We start from the raw sequence: 20,262 nt of genomic DNA, 5'->3' as shown, positions 1-20,262 counted from the left end.
TGGTTTTACCAGTTATATTTCCCACATGACCTTTTCCTGGACCCCTCACCGCTTTGCCGGCGGCGCGCTTGCGCTTGATGTCGCCAACAGCGTCATTCTTCGGCATGATGCCAAACGCAGCCTCGACCGGTTTGCCGTGCCATCGCAACTCTCCGCCTTTCCGGCGGCAGCCGAAGTCCTTTCAGAGGAGCGGATGGATTTCGGGTCGCTCCGCGATGCGGACGACAAAGACAGGCTGATCCGCCTGCGCGAGGCCATCGATCGTCTGTTCCGGCTCCGGATTTCAGAGGGGCGCGACGACAATCGCCTGCTGGCGGATCTGCTTGAAGCGCTGGCTGCTGTCTTTGCCGCCTATCCGGCGGCGACGTCGCCCGTTCCGCTCGATCTCGCGGCGGCCCGATCCGCGCTCAAGCTTCTCTCCCAGCCCGAACCGGACCGGATGAAGATCTGCGGCAATTGCGGCTGGCTGTTCATCGATCGCAGCAAGAACCGTAGCCGCACATGGTGCGACATGGCGGTCTGCGGCAACCGGGCCAAGGCAAGGCTCCATTATCAACGCAAGAAGAAGGCAGATACGGCATGAAGCCAGTTCTGATGCTCCTGTTCACCGCTCTTTTTGCGCTTTCGGCAGGATGCCAGCGCGAAGACGCAAACTACATTTCCATCAACGGCAAGGTTTTCATTTTCAATATCCGGCTGGCCCGCGCCTACTATACCCTGACGCTCAACCGGCTTGAAAACGTTCCGAACGGATCACGGGTCGTCGTCCATTTCGAAAATCCGGCAGGCGGCGCGGATCTGGTTTCCGAACAGAAGGTCTTTCCCGGCATGAGCCGCATCGATCTGCAGAGTGCCGACCTCGAATGTATCGTTGCCGACAGGCCTTACAAGATCGCCATCACGCTTGTCGATCCGGAGGGCAAGGTGCTGCAACAAATCGACACGACCCTAGCCTCGACGGCGAACCAGACCGTGATGCCCGCCAAATCCTTAGTGGTTGGCGCAGCCTACGACAAGAACCCCGATGCCTTCGGCAAGGATGGCAAGATCAAGTTCCGCACCGCCTGCCCTTGAGATGGTCGGCAGCTTCTCAGAATGTGATTCAACAAAAACCGGGGCGTTTCCACCCCGGTTTTCAATCATTTAACACCGAAAGGCGTGAAAATGAATCAGCCGACGATTTCGGTGTCGGAGAACCAGTACTTGATTTCCTGGGCTGCGGTTTCCGGAGCATCCGAACCGTGAACCGAGTTTTCGCCGATCGACAGGGCGAAGGTCTTGCGGATGGTGCCTTCGGCAGCCTGGGCCGGGTTGGTGGCGCCCATGATCTCGCGGTTCTTGAGGATGGCATTTTCGCCTTCCAGAACCTGAACCACGGTCGGGCCGGAGGTCATGCCGTCAACGAGTTCACCGAAGAACGGACGTTCCTTGTGAACGGCGTAGAAGCCTTCGGCTTCGCGGCGGCTCATCCAGACGCGCTTGGAAGCGACAACGCGCAGGCCGGCTTCTTCCATCATCTTGGTGATGGCGCCCGTGAGGTTGCGCTTGGTGGCATCCGGCTTGATCATCGAAAAGGTGCGTTCAATCGCCATTGTCTTATCCTCTTTGCTTGGAAAGTGGGCGGTTTCTATCCGCGAAGTGCCGGGAAAACAAGGGGGTGCGGTGAATTTCGCAAGAACGTCACATTGCGATGGTGCAAGCCCACAAGGCATTCCTGCAGGTGTCCGCACTATTGCCTTTCGAGCCCCTGTAACGATCGGCTAGTTGTTGTTTGCCTTTTGGGCGAAGGCCGCAAGGCGTGTCTCGACTTTGGCAATGTCCGCCTCCACCCGCAACAGGATCGGCGTTTCGGGGAACGATTGACGGACAAGATCCGTCAGGTTGCGCGCTGTCGCCACAAAGACAGACGCATTCTGTCGGTTGCCCCGCGCTTCGGCGCGCTCGCTGAAAGCCAGCTGCATCTGCGCCTCGTTGACCCAGTTTTGCATCACCAGGCGATCGACCATCGCTTTCAGGTAAATCGGGATCGGTTCGGTAAGATGCAGTTTCTCAAGGTTGCCCTTCTCGTCGAAGCGCCCCCAATCCGGTTCGAGATCCTCTGGCCGGATCGATGGCCAATGATCAAACAGCTGCCGGTTGGATGAAGCGAAATTCGCCTGCAACGCCTGCGCCATGTCGCGCGGCAACCGGATCGTCTCGATGACCGGCATCATATCCAGAAAAGGCACCGGATGGCGGGTCAACCGGCCCGGCAGAATATGTGGTCCGACTTCGATGGCATTCAGTAGGGCAATCGTGTTGACGTCAAGCGCGGAATTGCTGCGTTGGTTGGCAATGGACTGCCATTCGGCAACCCCGATGCGGCGCGCGAAATCGGCGGCCGGATTGGAGAGCCCCTTGAAGGCAACCGGAACGATTGCCGCCTCGCCGAAACAGTTGGCCCAGCGTTCGAGCAAGGCGTTGAAATCGTAATAGAGCGAGCCCTTTCCGATCCGGGTGAAGAATGTCGCGTCAACCCGTTCCTGCCTCGCCGAGGTCGAGGCCAGCGAGATTGCAAGATCGACTTGCGGTCGCAGATAGCAAATCACGTCGATCCGGTCGAATAGGCGCGAAAGCAGGCCATGGACGCGCGCCACCTCCTCCTGCTTGAGCAGGCGGCTGTGGCAATGTTCGTTGCTGATGACATAGGTGTGGCAACCGGCTTCTCGCGCAGCCTCTACTTCTGCCTGGAGTTCCGCTTCGACACGGCGCTTGAACTGCGCGTGGCCCGCCTCATCGTGAATATCGCGATGTAGGAAAAAAGGCTGGGTCGGCTTGAGATCCATCCCGTAGACCGCAATATCGATATTGTTCGGCCGGCCAAGGCATTTCGCATAGAAAATCCCCTTGGCCTCCAGCGCCTTGGAGTTCTGGTGGAGATATTTCTGGATCGTGGTCGTGCCGGTCTTTTCGGTGCCGATATGTAAAACGAGCTTCACTCTGCCTATCCCGGATTCCTCGCGGCACGAACCGCGAGCCCCACATGAAAGAAGCCTATAAGTGATATTTCAGAGGCTGCAAGATGGGTTTGGCGTCCTGAACAGCATCGTGCGGCATCGCGGGCCCTGTGGCGCGATATCGCACGGGTCAAAGCTATATCACGATGCGGCAGCCCGCCCGATCCCGTCATAAAGATCGAGGCAGCGCTCGAACCAGTCGGAAACGGAATCGCCCGGTGTCAGGATCGGCTTGGGTGACACCACCCGCGCCCACTGGAAGGCGCCGAACAGGATATAGTCGGCAAACAGCGGCGAGGCGCCGCCGAGAAAGGGCCCGAACTTCAGCGCATGCCGGATCGGTTCGAGCTTGGCAGGAAAGGCTCGAAGCTCGCTCTCCCAATTTTCCACCAGCGCCTCAAGGCTCATGCCAAAGCGCTTCTCACGGCTTTCGCGATAGTAAGACTGGTCTTCCGGCGCCAGGCAGTCGTGAATATCCTTGCCGATGATCCGCATCAGCGCAGGCTGGACAATCCATTGGCTGTAGCCCTCGATCGTACGGCTGAGCGCGCGGCCACCCTCTCCCTTGAACAGGCTGGGCCGGTCGCCATAGGTCTCCTCGAGATAGAGCGCGATTTCGAAACTGTCGCGCACTTTCTGGCCACCATCATCAAGCACCGGCACCGTCGGCGAAAAACTGCCGACCACATTCGGGATTGCGGTAAAGGCGGTCGGATATTCCTCGAATGCCAGCCTCTTGTGGCTGAGCGACATGATGACCTTCCAGGCATGGGGCGAAAAGCGCTGCTTCGGATCGGCGCCACAGAGCGTGTAGAGTTTCATCGTCGGCTCCCATATTTGACGGAACAACAATGAGGCGCGCGGAGGTCCGCGTCCAATCAATCCTTGTCATGTCATTCGTCAATAAATCTGCATCAGATGCGAAGAATTTCCGCGCGTCATCTGCGGCCATGTTTCTGCGGCGAACCTCCGAAAAAAGAAGGCATGCGCCGGCTTTCTTGCGGGTTTTCTGCATTCTTCCGCAGTGTATCGCAATTCTGCGACACATGTCCGGCAGCACTTTATAATATTAGGACTCTCTTAACCGTATCCTCGCGGAATGGCCTCGACACCTCGCGCTACTCCCGGCGCTCGAGGCGAGAAAGGGGCTCAAATGCAATTCAAGTCCATACAGCAGAGGATCACGCTTCTGTCGGGTCTATGCGTGATCGCGGCAACAGGCGCCGTGGTTGCCTACAACATGATGACAACCGCACAAAGTCAATCCTTCGTCACCGAACGGGTCGGACGACTGACGGAGGATCTGACCAAGGACAAGCTGAAGGTGCTTGCCTCGGCGCAGGCGGGGTCGATCGAGGCCACACTCAACGGGGCGTTCGATGCAGCCCGCACGATGGCGCGCGGCTTTGAGGCTCTGGCGGCGACCGAAACCAGGGGCGGCGTCCCATCATCGATCCGGCGAACTCTTTTCAACGAGATCCTTCTGAACGTGCTGGAAGACAATCCCGGCTTCAATGGCACCTATAGCGCCTGGGAACCGAATGCGCTTGACGGGCGCGACAGCGATTTCACCGGCAAACGCGACCTCGGCTCGGATGCGACGGGCCGATTCCTGCCCTATTGGACCCGCGATGCCAACGGCAAGATCGCGTTACAGCCGCTTGTCGAATATGACAGCCGCGACCTGCATCCGAACGGCGTCATGAAAGGCGGATGGTACATCGGACCGCAGGAGGGCAAGGGCGAAAGCATTCTCGATCCGTTGCCCTATATCGTCCAGGGCAAGAATGTCTTTCTGGCGACCATGTCGTCTCCTCTTACGATCGACGGAACCTTCCGGGGTGTGGTCGGCGCCGATTTCGACCTCGCCTTCGTGCAAAAACTGGCCGAAAAAGTGCAGGCTTCGCTCTATGGCGGCAAGGTTTCCGTCGAAATCATCAGCCATATGGGGCTGATCGTTGCCTCCAGCGAACGACCCGACGCAATCGGCCGACCGTTCGATGAGAACCGACCCGAACTCACCAGCTTCCTGAAAACGGCCCAGAGTGCCCGCAACAGCGTCGAGCTCGACGATCAGGCCTTCCGCGCTTTTGCCCCCATCCAGATCGGCCGGACGAAAACACCCTGGTCCGTGATGATCTCGGTTCCGAAGCCGGTCGCGCTCGCCGACGCCATGGCGCTTGATTCCGAACTCGCCGAGCGGAACGGTTTCGACACATTGATGCAGGCCGTCGTCTCGGCGGTCATCGTTCTTGCCGGCATGCTCGGCATGTGGCTTGTCGCCCGCAGCATTTCGGGTCCGATCAGCCGCATGACCGGGGCGATGCGCCGTCTGGCCGATGGCGACACGTCCACCGATATTCCCGGTATGGATCGCGTCGATGAGATCGGTGGCATGGCCGCAACCGTTGCGGTTTTCCGCGCCAACGCCATCGAAAAGAACCGTATCGAACAGGAAGCAGAAGCCAACCGCTCGCTCAGTGAAAGCGAGCGGCTGGCCCGCGAAGCGCAGAAGGCAAAGGAAGCTGCCGACAGCCAGTTCGTCGTCGACCAGCTGGCCGAAGGGCTCGCCAAGCTCGCCGATGGCGATGTCGCCTATCGGCTCGACCGGCCATTCGTGGACCATCTCGACAGTCTGCGCCACGATTTCAACAACTCGGTCGGCCGCCTGCAGTCTGCATTGCAGAACGTGGCGGAAAATGCCCGCGCCATCGATGGTGGCGCCAATGAGATCCGCTCAGCCGCAGACGATCTGTCACGCCGCACCGAACAGCAGGCATCGTCACTCGAAGAGACGGCTGCTGCCCTTGAGGAAATCACGACGACCGTCAAGGATTCGGCGCGACGCGCCGAAGAGGCTGGCGCGCTGGTGAACCGCACCCGTAAGGGCGCAGAAAAGGCCGGCGACATCGTCCGAAGCGCCGTGGCCGCCATGAAACATATCGAGAAATCCTCGCTTGAAATCTCCAACATCATCGGCGTGATCGACGAGATTGCCTTCCAGACCAATCTTCTGGCGCTGAATGCGGGAGTAGAGGCTGCGCGCGCCGGCGAAGCCGGCAAGGGCTTTGCCGTCGTCGCCTCGGAGGTGCGCGAACTCGCCCAGCGTTCGGCGAATGCGGCAAAGGAGATCAAGTCGCTGATCATGACGTCGAGTGACCAGGTCCGCCATGGCGTCGCCCTTGTCGATGATACCGGCCAGTCGCTGGAAGCGATCGTCGATGAGGTGAAACAGATCAACCGCCTTGTCGAGGCTATCGTGGAATCTTCGCGTGAACAGTCGAGCGGCATTCAGGAGATCAACGGCGCGGTCAATCTGATGGATCAAAGCACCCAACAAAACGCCGCCATGGTGGAACAAAGCACGGCGGCCAGCCACAGTCTTGCCAAGGAGGCTGCAGCGCTCAATGCCCTGATCGGGCAGTTCCGGATCGAGGCGGACAACGGAAAGCGGCGCTCAGAACCGGCTTCTGCTGCTGCAGCGCCCTCACCTGCGCGCCGCCTCGGGCGCAAGGTCGCCGCGGCTTTCGGCGGCCAGCAGGCCGCTGCCAGCTGGGAAGAATTCTGAAGCAATTTCAAGCCAGAACGGCTGAAGTTTCGAGCGGGGCCGGATCACATCCGGCCCCGCTGCACGTTCAGATGCCGACGGTTCTATCATCAGAACAATTCATATCAGACCCTGCTTCTTTCTGATGGGTTTTGACCCTAGTCTCGCTTCCCAATGACCGAACTGGAGGCAAGCGCCATGAAAAACACCTTTCTAATGTTCGCCGATTACAATCGCTGGGCCAACCGCAAGGTTTACGAGACGGTCGCGACGCTCAGCGAGGAAGAGCAAAACCGCAATCTCGGCGCTTTCTTCCCGACACCGATGGCGACCCTCAACCATATTCTGGTTGCCGACCGGATCTGGATGAAACGTCTTACGGGTCAAGGCGAAGCGCCTAAGGCGCTCGATGAGATCCTGTTTACCGATTTCGACGGTCTGCGCGAGGCGCGCCAGGCGCAGGATGAAATCCTCATCGACTATATCGAAAAGCTCGATGAGACCGCACTCGATGGAGACTTCAGCTTCACACCACTCGTGTCGCCGGAGCCGATCACCCAGAAGCTTGGGCCGACCCTTTCGCATGTTTTCAACCACCAAACCCACCACCGGGGTCAGGTGCATATGATGCTGACGATGCTCGGAAAGCCTTCGCTCGCTCTCGATCTTGTCTATTTCCTGCGCGGCGAAGAGGGGCGTAAATTCATGATGTGAAAAGGGGCCGTCGCCGGCCCCTCGTCAAGTGGATCAGGCGGCCCGCCGGCTCGGCGTTCGCCCCTGTCGATCGGCCATGCGGAACTGTTCCATCAAGCTATCAAGCGCATCGGCTTCGGCGGCCAGGGCATGAACCGCTGCCGTGGATTCCTCGACCATGGCAGCGTTCTGCTGGGTTCCCTGATCGATCGTATGCACGGACTGGCTGATCGTCGACAGGCCGGCCGACTGCTCCCGGGTCGCATTGACGATCTGCTCCACCTGCCCGGCGATCGCTTTGACCTCGTCGCCAATGCGCTGCAGCGCCTGCCCGGTTTCGCCGACCAGATCGACGCCATGGGCGACTTCGCCGGCAGAGGCATTGATCAGTGCTTTTATTTCCTTGGCGGCATTGGCGGAGCGCTGGGCAAGTTCACGGACTTCCTGGGCAACGACCGCGAAGCCCTTGCCGGCTTCACCGGCGCGCGCGGCCTCGACCCCGGCATTAAGCGCCAGCAGATTGGTCTGGAAGGCGATATCGTCAATGACGCCGATGATCTGGCCGATCTGCTGCGACGAACCTTCGATACGGCTCATGGCCTCGACAGCGTTGGAAACGATCTGGGCCGATTTCTCCGCACCACGCATGGCATTTTCAACCAGCCGGTTGACGTTTTCGGCGCGCGTCGCCGTCTGCTGCACTGTCTCGGAGATCTCGGTAATGGCCGCAGCCGTTTCCTCGACGCTGGCCGCCTGATGTTCGGTCCGGCTGGCCAGCTGGTTGTTGGCATCGCGGATCGAAGCCGCCCCGCCCCGCACGTTGGCCGCCGTCGTACCGACTTCGCGCATCGTCGAATCGAGCTTGCCGATCGCATTGTTGAAGGTCTGTCGCAATCCGTCGATGCGTCCGAACAACGGCGTGTCGAGCCGATAGGAAAGATTGCCGGCGGCCAGTTCGTTGAGTGCGGAGGCCAGTTGATCGACGGCGAGGTCCGTCTGGCGCGCCTCCTCAACCTTTTCGGCTTCGCGGCGGCTACGCTCATCCGACATCATGGCATCGGCGCGGCGGGCTTCTTCGGCCCGTTCGGCGGCTTCCGCCTGCGCAGCAATCGCGGCATCTGCCGAGCGACCGGCTGCGCCGAACGAGGCGAAAACAGCCCCTGTGAGTGCGATCAGCACGCCGGATTGCAGGATGAGGATGACGGCATGCAGCAGCACGCGGCTGAAATCCGATTGCCCCGGAAAGACGGCTGACGGCAAGAGGAAATAGAGAACGAGGTGATGCACCGCAACGACGGCGGCATAGCCAATGATCGCGCGCCAATCGATCCATGCCGCACAGATTGCCAGCGTAGCAAAGAAGTACATATGCATGTCGATCTGGTAAGGCCCGCCCTGGAACTGGAACACCAGGATCGCCACCTGCGCTGCAAGGGCGATCGAGGACAGGGTGCGCATGGTGGGGCCAGCGCGCTCGCGCATCCAGATCGCCGTGATCATCGCCGCAATCAAGCCGCTGGCAATGCAGGCGACATAGGTTCCGTCATGGGCGAGCAGAACGGCTGCGAAGAGCGACAGGACGACATTGCACCAGATCAGGGCTACAACGCCATAGGACGCCTTGAGGCGCAAATGATCAAGAGCATTCATTCAGTTTCCCTCCGTACATCCGGCAGCCAGGGCGTGATCGAGCACAAGCACCGCGCCAGCCTCAATCAGACGGCTGGCAAAATTGTTTTCATTGGAATGCGCGACCGCCAGCCATTCGAAACGCGTTGACGAGACAAGCGTCCCCCCGGCGTCCCCGATGATCGCGACTAGCGTCGCGGGATCACTTTCCGGATTGGCCATGACCAGCAGGAATTCACCCCTCGGATAGGCGATGACTGCGAACATGGCCATCAGGCAGAAGCAGAAACCGAACAGAACCAACCGGAAATCCGGTTTGTTTTCATCAGATTGGCTCATGCACGAACCTACCGTCCCAACACGCACTCTCGTCACCGAGGGCAAAACCCATTGGCTCAAATTATAGGCAATTGGACAATATTCCCTTAAGAAAGCGGATTTTTCGGACAGAAAGAGCCAGATCCGAAAGGATTGGGCGGAATGACACCAAATGACGGCAAATATTGATTTTCGTCATTTCGTAATTGCGACGCCGGCGTGACAACAAACCGGCGGAATCACGTTTCCTTCCGGCAGAATTTCCGCTAAAGCCACGGCATGATTACGATTACTGACCTTACGGCCCGCATTGCCGGGCGGCTTCTGCTTGACAATGCCAGCCTCTCGTTGCCCGCGGGTGCCAAGGCCGGTCTTGTCGGCCGCAATGGTGCCGGAAAATCGACGCTCTTCAAGATCATTACCGGGGAAATGGCGCCGGAAACCGGCACGGTGAACTATCCGCGCAATGCCCGCATCGGCCAGGTCGCGCAGGAAGCGCCCGGCACCGATGATCCGCTGATCGAGATCGTGCTTGCCGCCGACAAGGAACGGGCCGCTCTGCTCGCCGAGGCTGAAGTCGCGACCGACGCGCACCGGATCGCCGAGATCCAGGTCCGGCTGGCCGATATCGGCGCCTATTCGGCCGAAGCGCGCGCCGCATCCATTCTTGCCGGTCTCGGCTTCGACGAAGCTGCGCAGAAGCGCCCGGCCCGGAGTTTTTCGGGCGGCTGGCGCATGCGTGTGGCGCTAGCGGCCGTTCTCTTTTCCGAGCCCGACCTGCTGCTGCTCGACGAGCCGACCAACTATCTCGATCTCGAAGGCACGCTCTGGCTTGAGGATTATGTGCGGCGCTATCCGCATACGGTCATCATCATCAGCCATGATCGCGACCTGCTCAACAATGCCGTCAATTCGATCGTGCATCTCGACCAGCACAAGCTGACCTTCTATCGCGGCCCCTACGACCAGTTCGAGCGCCAGAAGGCCGAGGCCGAGGAATTGCAGATGAAGGCGCGCGCCAAGAACGAGGCGCAGCGCAAGCATCTGCAGAGCTTCATCGACCGGTTCAAGGCGAAGGCTTCGAAAGCCAAGCAGGCGCAGAGCCGCGTGAAGGCACTTGAACGCCTTGGCACTGTGGCCGCCGTGGTGCATGACCATGTGCAGGGCTTCACCTTTCCCGAACCGCTCAAGGAAGCCGCCTCGCCGATCATCGCCGTCGAGGGCTGCAGCGTCGGTTATGCGCCCGGCCAGCCGATCCTGCGCAATCTCAATCTCCGTATCGATACCGATGACCGCATCGCGCTGCTCGGCTCGAACGGCAACGGCAAATCCACCTTCGCCAAATTCATCTCGGGACGGCTCAAACAGGAAGCCGGTCGGATGACGGTGGCGCCGAACCTGAAGATCGGCTTCTTCGCCCAGCACCAGCTTGATGACCTGATCCCGGAACAATCCGCTGTCGAACATGTGCGACGGCTGATGCCGGCCGAACCGGAAGCCAAGGTGCGTGCCCGCGTTGCCCAGATGGGTCTGGCGACCCAGAAGATGGACACCGCCGCCAAGGATCTGTCGGGTGGCGAGAAAGCGCGCCTCTTGATGGGGCTCGCCGCCTTCGAAGCGCCGAACCTGCTGATCCTCGACGAACCGACCAACCATCTCGACATCGACAGCCGCCGGGCGCTGATCGACGCGCTCAACTCCTATTCGGGCGCCGTCATCCTTATCAGCCATGATCGCTATCTGATCGAAGCGACGGTCGACCGGCTATGGCTGGTGCGCGACGGCACCGTGAAAGCCTATGACGGCGATCTCGACGAGTATCGCGACCTGATCGTGGGCTCGAGCCGCAAGCCGAAAAAGGACAGGACCGAGCCTGCGCCGGTGATCGAAGAGGCTGCAAAGCCTGCCGCCGCACGCAAGCTCAATCCGATCGCGGTCAAGAAAAAGATCGATGAACTCAGTGACTTGATGGCAAAGATCGAGAGATTGATTCAAGGCATTGATACGGAACTTTCAGATCCCGCCATCTATGCGAAGAACCCGAACCGCGCGGCTGACCTCACCAAGGCGCGGGCGAATGCCGCCGACAAACTCGCCAAGACGGAAGAAGAGTGGCTGGAACTCTCGACCGAATATGAGGATGCGCTTTCGGGCTGAGATCGCTCAAAGTGGCAGTTTTCTTCCGCTATGAGCAGCAGATGCTTGGAATGACGCTGAGGGACGGCATCGCTTGACCGGCGCAAGGAGGCTGGAAATCAGCGAACGCGCCGACGCCATTGCGGCTGTCGACAATGGCGTGAAGATCTGTGTCGCGTCACAGCTATCGGCGTCTGAGCTATCCTGGCCCTTCGTTGATCAAGCTGTTGACAATATGGCGGCGCCCTTTCCCGGGACAAAGATGGCACGGCGGCCTATCTGCGCGGTGTAGCTACCGATCAATTGGTGGAACAAATGCGCAAGAGCAATAACCTACACAGCGAGGAAACCATTACCCTCAAAGGGTCGAGTTAATCACCCCACCCCGGCACGGGGAACTTTCCAGACGTCTTCAAATCAAAAGACGTCATAATCCATCCACTTCCGTCGCTCATAAATGTATATCTTAGAAATAGAAAATGATTCTCCGGAACGTCTTGGTTCGGAAAATACAAATAGTACGTAACAATTTGTATGGATTGACCATATTTCTTTACGGATATTTCGTCATTTACATCAGCCGGCCCGCTTTTTGTCAATGAACTCAGCGCCGCCCTCAGCTGCTCTAAGTTATATTGAACAGAAGGCATTGGCGCCAGGCTGCTCTCGATCGCCGCTACCGCCGCATCTGGTTTTGCTTTAGCCACAAAAGTGCTTATCTCCCTACTCGTGGCGCTGGGATCAACAACGGCGGAAACAGCCGGACTAACCTGAAGAGATGTCAATAGGGAAATCAAATAAAATATTTTGTTCATGATGCATCCACAGCACTAAGACTCAACGTCAATACACTTTATGCTGATTGTCCGCCAACATTCAACTCAATGTAGGTTTCCCTACCCCTAAGAGGAACCTAAGCGCGTTGTTAACCTGGTGCAGTTCTCACCAAGGCGCGGGCGAATGCCGCCGACAAGCTCGCCAGGACCGAAGAAGAGTGGCTCGAACTCTCCACCGAATATGAGGATGCGCTTTCGGGGTGAACCCATTCAGAGTGGCAGTTCGGCGGCAAGCAGCTCGGCCAGCTGTCTGGCCGGAGTTCCGCTCTCAGCCCTCAGACGCAGCGAGAAGATGGCGGGCGCCGTGTCTGGAAGACCAAGGCCGGGCGGCGCTATGGCAAGCCCGGGCCCCAGCCACCGTTTGGTTCGCAGCGTCACGGCCAGTCCCGCCAGCACTGCCGTCTTAAGTCCTGCCAAAGTCTGGCTGGTTGCGGCGATCCGGTAGCCTCGCCCGACACGCGCAAGTGCTGCGAGCGCTTCGGTTCGAAAGCCACAGGGCGGATCGAGAAGTGCCAGCGGCACATCTTCGGGCTTCTGCTGGCCTGCCAATCCATCGTCAGCGGCAAACCAATGCGTCTGGTCCTCAATGAGCGCCAGTTCATGCCGGTCGGCTTCCCCACGCATCGCGAGCGCAATGTCCGTCTCGTTTGCCGCGAAGGCCGCATTGATTTCCGACGTGCGTCCGATCCGGACCTCGATCCTGACGAGCGGGCTCGTCTCGGCAAACAGCCTGAGCAAGCGCGGAAGGCTGGACTCGGCAAAATCCTGGGTCGCCGCGAGCGTCACGCGACCGGCAAGCTTTTGGCCGCGTAAACGCAGCAGCGAATTGCGGTTCAATGCGAGAATTTCGCGGGCCATCCCCAAAAGCTCGGTACCGGTTTCACTCAGCACCCGGCCACGGCCGGCGGGGGCGAGCACCGCCTCGCCCACGATGTCCTCGAGCCGTTTAATCTGTGCCGTGACTGCCGAAGGCGTTCGCCCCACGATCGCGGCGGCGCGCACGAGGGAGCCGGTTTCGGCAAAGGCAACAAAGGTGCGCAGCAGGTCGGGCTCGAGATCCATCATTTCATTTTTCTGGAAATATTCTTGCAATATTATGCGATTTTTTCGCATCGTTCAACGGGCGAGAAAGATCCTGTCAAAACCAGGGAGACAGAGATGCCCATCATTACCGTAACCATCAGCGCCAGGCCCGACCCCAAGCGCTCCACCCGGATTGCCACCGAGATCACGGAACTCACCCATCTTTATCTGCGCAAGGACAAGACGATCACCGCCGTTGCCCTGCAGCATATCGATCCGGACCATTGGTTCACCGCCGGCCAGCCCCTTTCGGAGCAGGAAAAGTCTTCGTTCTGGCTCGATATCAAGGTGGTCGATGGATCGAACACCAAGGACGAACTCGCAGCCTATCTAACCCAGGTCTACCAGGCGATGGCAGCCATTCTCGGCAATCTCCATCATGAGAGCTATGCCCTCGTGCATGAGGTGCCGGCGTCAGCCTATGGCTTTGGTGGCCTGACGCAGGAATACCGCTACATTCAAGCAAAGTTGCCCGGCTCGTGACCTTTGCGACCGCCAAGCCCGCCTGAAAAAGCGTCGCTTCAACGGCGAGGTGCTTGCCCTCGCCGGCCTCTAGAGATAAAGCTCCCGATAAATCATACTTTTCGGGAGGTTCCTCATGCAGAAGATCAGGCTTGGCATCGTCGGGGTCGGAAAGATCGTTCGTGACCAGCATTTGCCGTCCATTGCCGGCAATGGCGATTTCGAACTGGTCGCGACGGCGAGCCGCCATGGCACGGTCGATGGCATCCCGGCCTACCAGACGATCGAAGCCATGCTGGAAGCGCATCCAGAACTTGATGCCGTCTCGCTGTGCATGCCGCCGCAGTTCCGCTATCTCGCCGCCCATGCAGCACTTGAGGCAGGCAAGCATGTGTTCCTCGAAAAGCCGCCGGGGGCGACGATTTCCGAGGTCGAGGATCTCAAGCGCATGGCTGCGGCCAAGGGTGTGTCGCTGTTTGCGAGCTGGCACTCGCGCTATGCCGCCGCTGTCGAGCAGGCAAAGCAGTTCCTCAAGGCTTCCCCCGTCCGCTCCATGAAGGTCACCTGGAAGGAAGATGTCCGTCACTGGCATCCCGGTCAGGCCTGGATCTGGGAACCCGGTGGCCAGGGCGTCTTCGATCCCGGCATCAATGCGCTGTCGATCCTGACCCATATCACGCCGGCACCGCTACATCTCACAAGCGCCGAACTCGAATTTCCGGAAAACCGCGCCGCACCGATCGCGGCTACATTGGCTTTCGGCTCCGCCAACGGGCTTGAAGTCGCGGCCGAATTCGACTGGCGGCAGACCGGCAAGCAGAGCTGGGATATCGAAGCCGATACCGAGGCCGGGCATATGCGGCTTGCCGATGGGGGCGCCAAGCTTTTCATCGACGGCACCCTGACATTCGAGGCTCCGGACCGCGAATATCCGGCCCTTTATGCGCGCTTCGCCGAAATCATCAAGGCAGGCGTCAGCGATGCCGATATCGCCCCCCTCATCCAGGTCGCCGATGCCTTCATGCTGGGCAGGCGCAAGATCGTCGACGCCTTTCACGACTGAGAATACTGCCTTGCACATACGCAATGTTGCTTAACTGAAACGCAAGGCTTTGTGCCTATTCTGGCCACTGATTTCGGCGACCGGAGTATGTATATGAGTTTCCGTTTCGCGACATGCGTGTCGAATGCCGCGCGGGCTTTTCAAGCTCGCTCGAAGGCGTTCGTGCGCTCGTCGGGCGGTAATATCGCCATGTCCTTCGCCATTCTCGCGGTTCCGACGGTGATCGCGATCGGCGTTGGCATCGACTACACGCGCGCCTTCAATACACAGGCTCGGATGCAGGCCGATATCGACGCCGCTCTGATCGCAGCGATCAAGGAAGTCGACAATCTAGATGAGGATACGATCCGGGAAAAGATCGTCGAATGGTTCGCGGCCCAGACCGAACTGGACACGGTGAATTTCAAGGTCCCGGCATCGAGCGTCAAGATCGACAAGAGCAACCGCAAGATCACAGCCTATGCAACGGCAGTCGTTCCGACGACTTTCATGGGCATGGCAAACATCGAGACGATCAATGTCAAGGTCGCGTCGTCGGTGGCGGGGCCGGCAACGTCATATCTGAGTGTCTATATCGTTCTCGACAAGTCGGCGTCGATGCTGCTCGCTGCGACGTCGGCCGGCCAGACCACGATGCTGAACTCTCAGGCCGGTTGCTCCTTCGCCTGTCATGAATCGGAAGGATCAACTTTCTCTTACGGCGGAAAGTCCTACACCAATGTGTATGATCTCGCCAAAGCCATGGGCGTACAATTGCGCACCGATGTGGCAGTCAGTGCCGTCAAGGAAGTGCTCGATATCATCGATTCTTATGATTCGACCCATTCGCGCATCAAGATCGGTCTCTACACACTCGGCAAGACGACCACCCAGCGACTTGCCCCCACCTTCTCGACCAGCGATGCCCGAAAGAAACTGGCTGATGACACCAGCTATCTGACCAGCGCGACCTCGGAGCCTGCCACCTATTTCGACTATTCGATGACAGCGCTCAAGACATTGGTTGGGACCGGCGGCGACGGTACGACGGCAGACAAGCCGCTGAAGCTCGTCCTCATCATGACCGATGGCGTCCAGTCGGAGCGTAACTGGGTGCTCCAAGGCAGCAGCGGTATTCGCTTCCCATCCTCCACCAGCACTTTGCAGAAGGATGTGACGCCGATTAACCCGACATGGTGCAACGACCTCAAGAACCTAAATGCGACTATCGGCGTGGTTTACACCGAATATCTACCGATGACATGGGACTGGGGCTATAACGCCACGGTCGGAAAGACCATGGCCACAAGCAATTTTAAGTCGGTCTGGGGCGGGACAATCGGCTCGAAATACAACAATTACACCCGACGCGATTATATTCCAGTTGCGCTGGATGCCTGCGCCAGCAGCTCCGACCTTTTCATTCAGGCCAGTTCGGCCAGTGAAATCCAGGCCGGCCTTTCGCACATCTTTACCGAATATCTCACGAACGTGCGGCTTACCGAATAGGAATGCGAACGATGAAACGTTTCAAGGCATTTCGGGGTGACAGGAGCGGGAGCGCGGCAATCGAATTTGCCATTCTCGCCTTGCCGTTCATGGTCCTGATCTTTGCCATCATCGAGATTTCGGTGATGTATTTCGTCGATTCCGGCCTCGATGCGGCGCTCCACAAGGCCGTGCGCAAGGTTCGCGTGGGCTCGGCAAAGACCAACGCATGGACGGTCAAGGAATTCAAGGCCGCCGTATGCGCGGACCTGTCCTATTCCTTCTCCTGCAACGCCAATCTCAAGGTTCGCGCCACCGTCATAACTGACATGGCATCCGTCACCCGCGTTTCGGGCATTGCCGCAGGTTCGCTGTCGGTGACGGAGGATTTCAACATCGGCGATTCCGGCGACTATGTGCTGGTTCAGGCCTTTCTGCCCTGGGACCCCGTCATGAAACTCTACAGTTTCTCGACTGCCCGCCTTTCCGATGGAAGCTATGTCCTGGGTGCCGCCGAACTGTTCAGAAACGAGCCCTTCTGATGACCAAGCGCAACTGGCCCTTCTTCAGAAAAGCATCGGGTCCCGAGTTGGATCCGCAACACGCGCCCAGCCGCTTCCGTCGTCTCATGGGCGACAGATCCGGCGTTTCGGCGATCGAATTCGTTCTGCTGTTCCCGATCCTGGTCGGCATGCTTGCCGGTACGGTGGATTTTGGTCAGGCCCTGATTGCCAGCCGCAAGATGAACCAGATCGTTTCGACGCTGGGCGATATGGTGTCGCAGAAATCGAGCTGGACGACGAGCGATATCGACGCGATCATCGCCGGATCGGCCACCATCATCGAACCGTTCTCGAAATCCGATCTGACGATCCAACTCGCAGTCGTGGACGTGTCGTCATCGCTGAGCACCTCGGTCAACTGGGCTCGAGCATACAATACGACGGCACTGACCAAGGGAGCCGCCTCGCCGGTGACGGTTCCGACAGACATTGCGGAATCGGGGGTGCAGATGATCACCGTCAAGGCGACCTACAATCTGACGACGCCCTTCTCCAAGCTCCTGCAGCCGGTCACCGGAGTGACGGCCTACCATTACCAGAAGACCTACATCATGCGGCCGCGCGTCAAGGACACGGTCACCTTGAACTGAACTCTGATCAGGCTTTCTTTTCCCAGCGCCCGTCCTGGTTCTGCTGCCAGTAGGATAGCGTGTTTCCGTCTGCCTTCAGACGTTTCCAGTGCTGGCGGGCCGCCTGCACCTGCTCGTCGTCATGACCATCGAACATGAAGACGATCCGCTGATAACCTTCGAGTTCCGGTGGCTGGGCGCCGTCGATCAGGAAACGGACGCTGGCGCTGTTGGCATTGTCCGGCCCCGCTGTCAGCAACACCGGCTGGGCTGCAGCGGCCTCATCTGCGTCCGTGCCATGCGGCAGGAAGGAATCCTGCCGGTAGGTCCAGAGCAATCCGTCGATTGCAGCGCATCGATCGGCGGATATGGTCTGCACCACGACGCGCCAACTCCGCTCGAGGCATTTCTCAAGCAGAGCCGGCAATGCCTCGTCGACCCGGGTTTCGGTCAGGTGGTAGAAAAGGATGTCCAAACCTTACGCATCCTCGTGGTTGCTGCGCACGAACTGGTCGAGCAGCCGGACACCGAAACCGGAGCCCCAGGACTGGTTGATATCGCTCGAGGGCGAACCCATGGCGGTGGAGGCGATATCGAGATGCGCCCAGGGCGTGTCGCCGACGAAGCGCTTGAGGAACTGTGCGGCCGTGATTGCGCCCCCTTCCCGGCTGCCACCGGTATTCTTCATGTCGGCAAAACGGCTGTCGATCATCTTGTCATATTCGGGGCCGAGCGGCATGCGCCAGAGCCGTTCATGGCTAAGGCGACCCGCGGCAAGCAGCTGGTCAGCCAGCGCGTCATCATTGCTGAACAGGCCGGCATGGTGAGAGCCGAGCGCGACACCAATCGCGCCAGTCAGGGTCGCGAGATTGATCATCAGGGCCGGCTTGAAGCGGTCATTGCAATAATAGAGAGCGTCACCGAGCACCAGCCGCCCTTCCGCATCCGTATTGATGACCTCGATCGTCTGGCCCGACATCGAGCGGACGATGTCGCCGGGGCGCTGGGCATTGCCATCAGGCATGTTTTCGACGAGGCCAAGAATGCCGATGGCATTTACCTTGGCCTTGCGTCCGGCCAGCACCCGCATCAAGCCGGTCACGGCTGCCGCGCCGCCCATATCGCCCTTCATATCTTCCATGCCGGCGGCCGGCTTGATCGAAATGCCGCCGGTATCAAAGACGACACCCTTGCCGACGAAGGCGATCGGCTTGTCCTTGGCCTTGCCGCCCTTCCACTGCATGACGACGAGCCGCGGCGGCCGCACCGAACCCTGTGCAACGCCGAGCAAGGCCCCCATGCCGAGCGTTTTCATCTCGGATTCCGTCAGCACCTCCACCTCGACACCGAGCGCCTTGAGCGCCTGGGCCTGTTCGGTGAATTCCTGCGGGCCGAGAACATTGGCGGGCTCATTGACGAGATCGCGTGCCAGGATGACGCCTTCGGCAACGGCTTGCGCAACGGTCCAGGCCTTATTGGCGGCGGCGGAAGCCGCTGTCACCAGACTGACCTTGACCGACTTGTCCTTGACTGCATCCTCGTCGGCATCGGCCTTCTTCGATTTGTACTTGTCGAACTTGTAGCCACGGAGCGTCATGCCGAGTGCAAAATCGGCGGCCTGTTCGCCACCGACCGCCAGTCCGGGTGCATCGAGATAGACGACCGCGTCTTCCCCGCCCTTCAGCGCCGAGGCGGCAACGCCGCCTGCCTTCAGCCAGTCATGGGCAACGAGTTCTGCCGATTTGCCCATCCCGACGACGATGATCCGTTCGGCCTCCGTGCCCTGCGGCGCCAGAATTTCGAGTTTGGATTGCGCTTTCGCCTTGAATTTGGCGACGCCGGCGGCCTTTGCCAGGCTTGCCGCGACATCAAGCCCATCAGGCGCCGACGTGCTGCCGCTGTCTGAGGCCTGCAGAAGGATGATGGTGCCCTTGGCCTTTGCCGAGCCGGAGAATGCGAAGTCGAATGTCGTGGTCATGCGTCACCTGCAACGGTTTGAAAATTGATTCTGGATCATGCGGCTAGAATTCCGCTTGGCAAGGCCGCTGACCCGATCCTCTGTCATTGAGATGATAAGTTGGCGATTTAAGGATCGATCATGATCCTTCATCCGCCCAAAACCGCCAGTGCCCTCTCCAATGCCATTCTCCTGGCCATCATTCTCCTTGCCCTGATCGGGCTCTTCAATGCACTGCCCTGGCTGGACACCGCCATGTCGCGGCAGTTCTGCCAAATGATCGCGGAAGAGCCGGACGATCCGCTGAGGCTTGCCTGTTCCGGGTTTCCGGCTGCAAGATCGCCGGTTCTTTATGCGCTGCGTATGATACTCTTCTACCTGCCGCCCGCAGCCCTGATGATCCTCCTCGCCAATGCGAGCTGGAACATTCTGCGCGACAGACGCCCGGGGTTGATGGCTTCGGTGCCTGAACTTGCCGCCGCCTATCTGATCGGGCCGATCCTGATCGTCAATTCCATGCTCAAGACGTTCTCCGGACGGCCGAGGCCCTATGAGTCGATCGAGTTCGGCGGCATGCTGCCCTTCGTTCCGGCGGGCGATTTTTCAGGACTTTGCAGCGGCAACTGCTCCTTCGCATCCGGAGAAGCCGCCGCAGCCGGTTGGCTTCTTTGGGTCGTGGCCCTGCTCGCAAAGGCCGGTCGACCGCGACTGGCCTTTGTTCTGGCGGCGGCGGCTCTTGCGACGCCCGCCCTCAGGGTCGTCATGGGAGGTCATTACCTTTCCGATGCCATCACCGGTTTCCTGATCGGCGTCGCCTCCTATCCGCTTGCCGTTATGGCAAACCGCATTGTCACAGAAGCCGGTAAACTGATGAAACAGTCGTTCACGGCTCTTGAACGGACAGGGTAAAAGTGCCAAATCCCATGCTTGCGCCGCGCCATGA

20 protein-coding genes are annotated in these 20,262 nt (G+C 59.4%); 11 read left to right on the top strand and 9 right to left on the bottom strand.

Annotated features, from left to right (window positions below; translation table 11 throughout):
* The first annotated feature begins 25 nt into the window (after positions 1 to 25).
* Positions 26 to 583 carry a CGNR zinc finger domain-containing protein gene (locus Q4481_RS07005; RefSeq protein ID WP_304375615.1) on the top strand — a complete coding sequence of 186 codons (558 nt, stop codon included), beginning with the start codon at positions 26 to 28 and terminating at the stop codon, positions 581 to 583.
* Positions 580 to 1,074 carry a hypothetical protein gene (locus Q4481_RS07000; protein WP_304375614.1) on the top strand — a complete coding sequence of 165 codons (495 nt, stop codon included), beginning with the start codon at positions 580 to 582 and terminating at the stop codon, positions 1,072 to 1,074. The genes Q4481_RS07005 and Q4481_RS07000 overlap by 4 nt, the downstream gene beginning before the upstream one ends.
* A 95-nt stretch (positions 1,075 to 1,169) precedes the next feature.
* Here Q4481_RS07000 and ndk read toward each other — a convergent pair whose 3' ends face one another.
* The 3 genes from ndk to Q4481_RS06985 all read right to left on the bottom strand — a co-directional run bounded on the left by ndk (position 1,170) and on the right by Q4481_RS06985 (position 3,818).
* Positions 1,170 to 1,592, bottom strand: a complete 423-nt coding sequence (gene ndk / locus Q4481_RS06995) for a nucleoside-diphosphate kinase (RefSeq protein ID WP_304375613.1) — start codon at positions 1,590 to 1,592, stop codon at positions 1,170 to 1,172.
* A gap of 168 nt (positions 1,593 to 1,760) precedes the next feature.
* On the bottom strand, positions 1,761 to 2,978 hold the full coding sequence (locus Q4481_RS06990; RefSeq protein WP_304375612.1) for a hypothetical protein: 1,218 nt from the start codon (positions 2,976 to 2,978) through the stop codon (positions 1,761 to 1,763).
* Between the two features lie 159 nt (positions 2,979 to 3,137).
* A complete protein-coding gene (locus Q4481_RS06985) occupies positions 3,138 to 3,818 on the bottom strand; it encodes a glutathione S-transferase family protein (RefSeq protein ID WP_304375611.1) in 681 nt (226 codons plus the stop codon).
* 331 nt (positions 3,819 to 4,149) lie between these two features.
* Here Q4481_RS06985 and Q4481_RS06980 point away from each other — a divergent pair, with 331 nt between their 5' ends.
* Complete coding sequence (locus Q4481_RS06980) at positions 4,150 to 6,564, top strand: methyl-accepting chemotaxis protein (protein ID WP_304375610.1); 2,415 nt, start codon at positions 4,150 to 4,152, stop codon at positions 6,562 to 6,564.
* A gap of 177 nt (positions 6,565 to 6,741) precedes the next feature.
* Positions 6,742 to 7,257, top strand: a complete 516-nt coding sequence (locus Q4481_RS06975; protein WP_304375609.1) for a DinB family protein — start codon at positions 6,742 to 6,744, stop codon at positions 7,255 to 7,257.
* A 33-nt stretch (positions 7,258 to 7,290) separates the two neighbouring features.
* Here the strand turns inward: Q4481_RS06975 and Q4481_RS06970 are convergent, their stop codons facing one another.
* Together Q4481_RS06970 and Q4481_RS06965 are read right to left on the bottom strand one after the other, a co-directional pair.
* On the bottom strand, positions 7,291 to 8,886 hold the full coding sequence (locus Q4481_RS06970; protein ID WP_304375608.1) for a methyl-accepting chemotaxis protein: 1,596 nt from the start codon (positions 8,884 to 8,886) through the stop codon (positions 7,291 to 7,293).
* Complete coding sequence (locus tag Q4481_RS06965; RefSeq protein ID WP_304375607.1) at positions 8,887 to 9,204, bottom strand: hypothetical protein; 318 nt, start codon at positions 9,202 to 9,204, stop codon at positions 8,887 to 8,889. It lies immediately after the preceding gene.
* A 258-nt stretch (positions 9,205 to 9,462) separates the two neighbouring features.
* Here Q4481_RS06965 and Q4481_RS06960 point away from each other — a divergent pair, with 258 nt between their 5' ends.
* Positions 9,463 to 11,340: an ABC-F family ATP-binding cassette domain-containing protein gene (locus Q4481_RS06960; protein ID WP_304375606.1), complete on the top strand. Its 1,878-nt coding sequence runs from the start codon at positions 9,463 to 9,465 to the stop codon at positions 11,338 to 11,340.
* A 350-nt stretch (positions 11,341 to 11,690) separates the two neighbouring features.
* On the opposite strand, the gene Q4481_RS06955 is transcribed toward Q4481_RS06960, so the two are convergent.
* Both Q4481_RS06955 and Q4481_RS06950 read right to left on the bottom strand, forming a co-directional pair.
* Complete coding sequence (locus Q4481_RS06955; protein WP_304375605.1) at positions 11,691 to 12,134, bottom strand: hypothetical protein; 444 nt, start codon at positions 12,132 to 12,134, stop codon at positions 11,691 to 11,693.
* A gap of 231 nt (positions 12,135 to 12,365) precedes the next feature.
* The gene (locus Q4481_RS06950; protein WP_304375604.1) at positions 12,366 to 13,220 is read right to left on the bottom strand and encodes a LysR substrate-binding domain-containing protein; all 855 of its coding nucleotides are present in this window, start codon (positions 13,218 to 13,220) and stop codon (positions 12,366 to 12,368) included.
* 93 nt (positions 13,221 to 13,313) lie between these two features.
* Here Q4481_RS06950 and Q4481_RS06945 point away from each other — a divergent pair, with 93 nt between their 5' ends.
* The 5 genes from Q4481_RS06945 (at position 13,314) to Q4481_RS06925 (ending at position 17,383) form a co-directional block, all read left to right on the top strand.
* Positions 13,314 to 13,721 carry a tautomerase family protein gene (locus tag Q4481_RS06945; RefSeq protein ID WP_304375603.1) on the top strand — a complete coding sequence of 136 codons (408 nt, stop codon included), beginning with the start codon at positions 13,314 to 13,316 and terminating at the stop codon, positions 13,719 to 13,721.
* Between the two features lie 115 nt (positions 13,722 to 13,836).
* Positions 13,837 to 14,763, top strand: a complete 927-nt coding sequence (locus Q4481_RS06940) for a Gfo/Idh/MocA family protein (protein ID WP_304375602.1) — start codon at positions 13,837 to 13,839, stop codon at positions 14,761 to 14,763.
* A gap of 87 nt (positions 14,764 to 14,850) precedes the next feature.
* The gene (locus Q4481_RS06935) at positions 14,851 to 16,251 is read left to right on the top strand and encodes a TadE/TadG family type IV pilus assembly protein (RefSeq protein ID WP_377353450.1); all 1,401 of its coding nucleotides are present in this window, start codon (positions 14,851 to 14,853) and stop codon (positions 16,249 to 16,251) included.
* Positions 16,252 to 16,262: 11 nt separating this feature from the next.
* Positions 16,263 to 16,772 (top strand): TadE/TadG family type IV pilus assembly protein, encoded by a 510-nt coding sequence (locus Q4481_RS06930; protein ID WP_354542186.1) that lies wholly within the window; start codon positions 16,263 to 16,265, stop codon positions 16,770 to 16,772.
* Entirely contained in the window at positions 16,772 to 17,383 is a 612-nt protein-coding gene (locus Q4481_RS06925) for a TadE/TadG family type IV pilus assembly protein (protein ID WP_304375599.1), read from the top strand. The genes Q4481_RS06930 and Q4481_RS06925 overlap by 1 nt, the downstream gene beginning before the upstream one ends.
* 7 nt (positions 17,384 to 17,390) lie before the next feature.
* Here Q4481_RS06925 and Q4481_RS06920 read toward each other — a convergent pair whose 3' ends face one another.
* Both Q4481_RS06920 and Q4481_RS06915 read right to left on the bottom strand, forming a co-directional pair.
* A complete protein-coding gene (locus tag Q4481_RS06920; protein WP_304375598.1) occupies positions 17,391 to 17,837 on the bottom strand; it encodes a DNA polymerase III subunit chi in 447 nt (148 codons plus the stop codon).
* A gap of 3 nt (positions 17,838 to 17,840) precedes the next feature.
* The gene (locus Q4481_RS06915; RefSeq protein WP_304375597.1) at positions 17,841 to 19,340 is read right to left on the bottom strand and encodes a leucyl aminopeptidase; all 1,500 of its coding nucleotides are present in this window, start codon (positions 19,338 to 19,340) and stop codon (positions 17,841 to 17,843) included.
* Between the two features lie 120 nt (positions 19,341 to 19,460).
* On the opposite strand from Q4481_RS06915, the gene Q4481_RS06910 reads away from it, so the two are divergent.
* Entirely contained in the window at positions 19,461 to 20,228 is a 768-nt protein-coding gene (locus tag Q4481_RS06910) for a phosphatase PAP2 family protein (protein WP_304375596.1), read from the top strand.
* Positions 20,229 to 20,262 lie beyond the last annotated feature (34 nt).

Origin of the sequence: Fluviirhizobium alvei, from assembly GCF_030551875.1 — a bacterium.
GTDB classification, from domain to species: domain Bacteria; phylum Pseudomonadota; class Alphaproteobacteria; order Rhizobiales; family Rhizobiaceae; genus Rhizobium_E; species Rhizobium_E alvei.
Note: the sequence above shows the minus strand (reverse complement) of the source record. Positions and strands in the feature narration are given on the sequence as shown.

What these genes read in the sequence shown, in the direction of transcription:
- Q4481_RS07005 (WP_304375615.1), top strand. Translation starts at nt 26, where the DNA reads ATGACCTTTTCCTGGACCCCTCACCGCTTTGCCGGCGGCGCGCTTGCG.
- Q4481_RS07000 (WP_304375614.1), top strand. Translation starts at nt 580, where the DNA reads ATGAAGCCAGTTCTGATGCTCCTGTTCACCGCTCTTTTTGCGCTTTCG.
- ndk (WP_304375613.1), bottom strand. Translation starts at nt 1,592, where the DNA reads ATGGCGATTGAACGCACCTTTTCGATGATCAAGCCGGATGCCACCAAG.
- Q4481_RS06985 (WP_304375611.1), bottom strand. Translation starts at nt 3,818, where the DNA reads ATGAAACTCTACACGCTCTGTGGCGCCGATCCGAAGCAGCGCTTTTCG.
- Q4481_RS06980 (WP_304375610.1), top strand. Translation starts at nt 4,150, where the DNA reads ATGCAATTCAAGTCCATACAGCAGAGGATCACGCTTCTGTCGGGTCTA.
- Q4481_RS06975 (WP_304375609.1), top strand. Translation starts at nt 6,742, where the DNA reads ATGAAAAACACCTTTCTAATGTTCGCCGATTACAATCGCTGGGCCAAC.
- Q4481_RS06970 (WP_304375608.1), bottom strand. Translation starts at nt 8,886, where the DNA reads ATGAATGCTCTTGATCATTTGCGCCTCAAGGCGTCCTATGGCGTTGTA.
- Q4481_RS06965 (WP_304375607.1), bottom strand. Translation starts at nt 9,204, where the DNA reads ATGAGCCAATCTGATGAAAACAAACCGGATTTCCGGTTGGTTCTGTTC.
- Q4481_RS06960 (WP_304375606.1), top strand. Translation starts at nt 9,463, where the DNA reads ATGATTACGATTACTGACCTTACGGCCCGCATTGCCGGGCGGCTTCTG.
- Q4481_RS06955 (WP_304375605.1), bottom strand. Translation starts at nt 12,134, where the DNA reads ATGAACAAAATATTTTATTTGATTTCCCTATTGACATCTCTTCAGGTT.
- Q4481_RS06950 (WP_304375604.1), bottom strand. Translation starts at nt 13,220, where the DNA reads ATGATGGATCTCGAGCCCGACCTGCTGCGCACCTTTGTTGCCTTTGCC.
- Q4481_RS06945 (WP_304375603.1), top strand. Translation starts at nt 13,314, where the DNA reads ATGCCCATCATTACCGTAACCATCAGCGCCAGGCCCGACCCCAAGCGC.
- Q4481_RS06940 (WP_304375602.1), top strand. Translation starts at nt 13,837, where the DNA reads ATGCAGAAGATCAGGCTTGGCATCGTCGGGGTCGGAAAGATCGTTCGT.
- Q4481_RS06935 (WP_377353450.1), top strand. Translation starts at nt 14,851, where the DNA reads ATGTATATGAGTTTCCGTTTCGCGACATGCGTGTCGAATGCCGCGCGG.
- Q4481_RS06930 (WP_354542186.1), top strand. Translation starts at nt 16,263, where the DNA reads ATGAAACGTTTCAAGGCATTTCGGGGTGACAGGAGCGGGAGCGCGGCA.
- Q4481_RS06925 (WP_304375599.1), top strand. Translation starts at nt 16,772, where the DNA reads ATGACCAAGCGCAACTGGCCCTTCTTCAGAAAAGCATCGGGTCCCGAG.
- Q4481_RS06915 (WP_304375597.1), bottom strand. Translation starts at nt 19,340, where the DNA reads ATGACCACGACATTCGACTTCGCATTCTCCGGCTCGGCAAAGGCCAAG.
- Q4481_RS06910 (WP_304375596.1), top strand. Translation starts at nt 19,461, where the DNA reads ATGATCCTTCATCCGCCCAAAACCGCCAGTGCCCTCTCCAATGCCATT.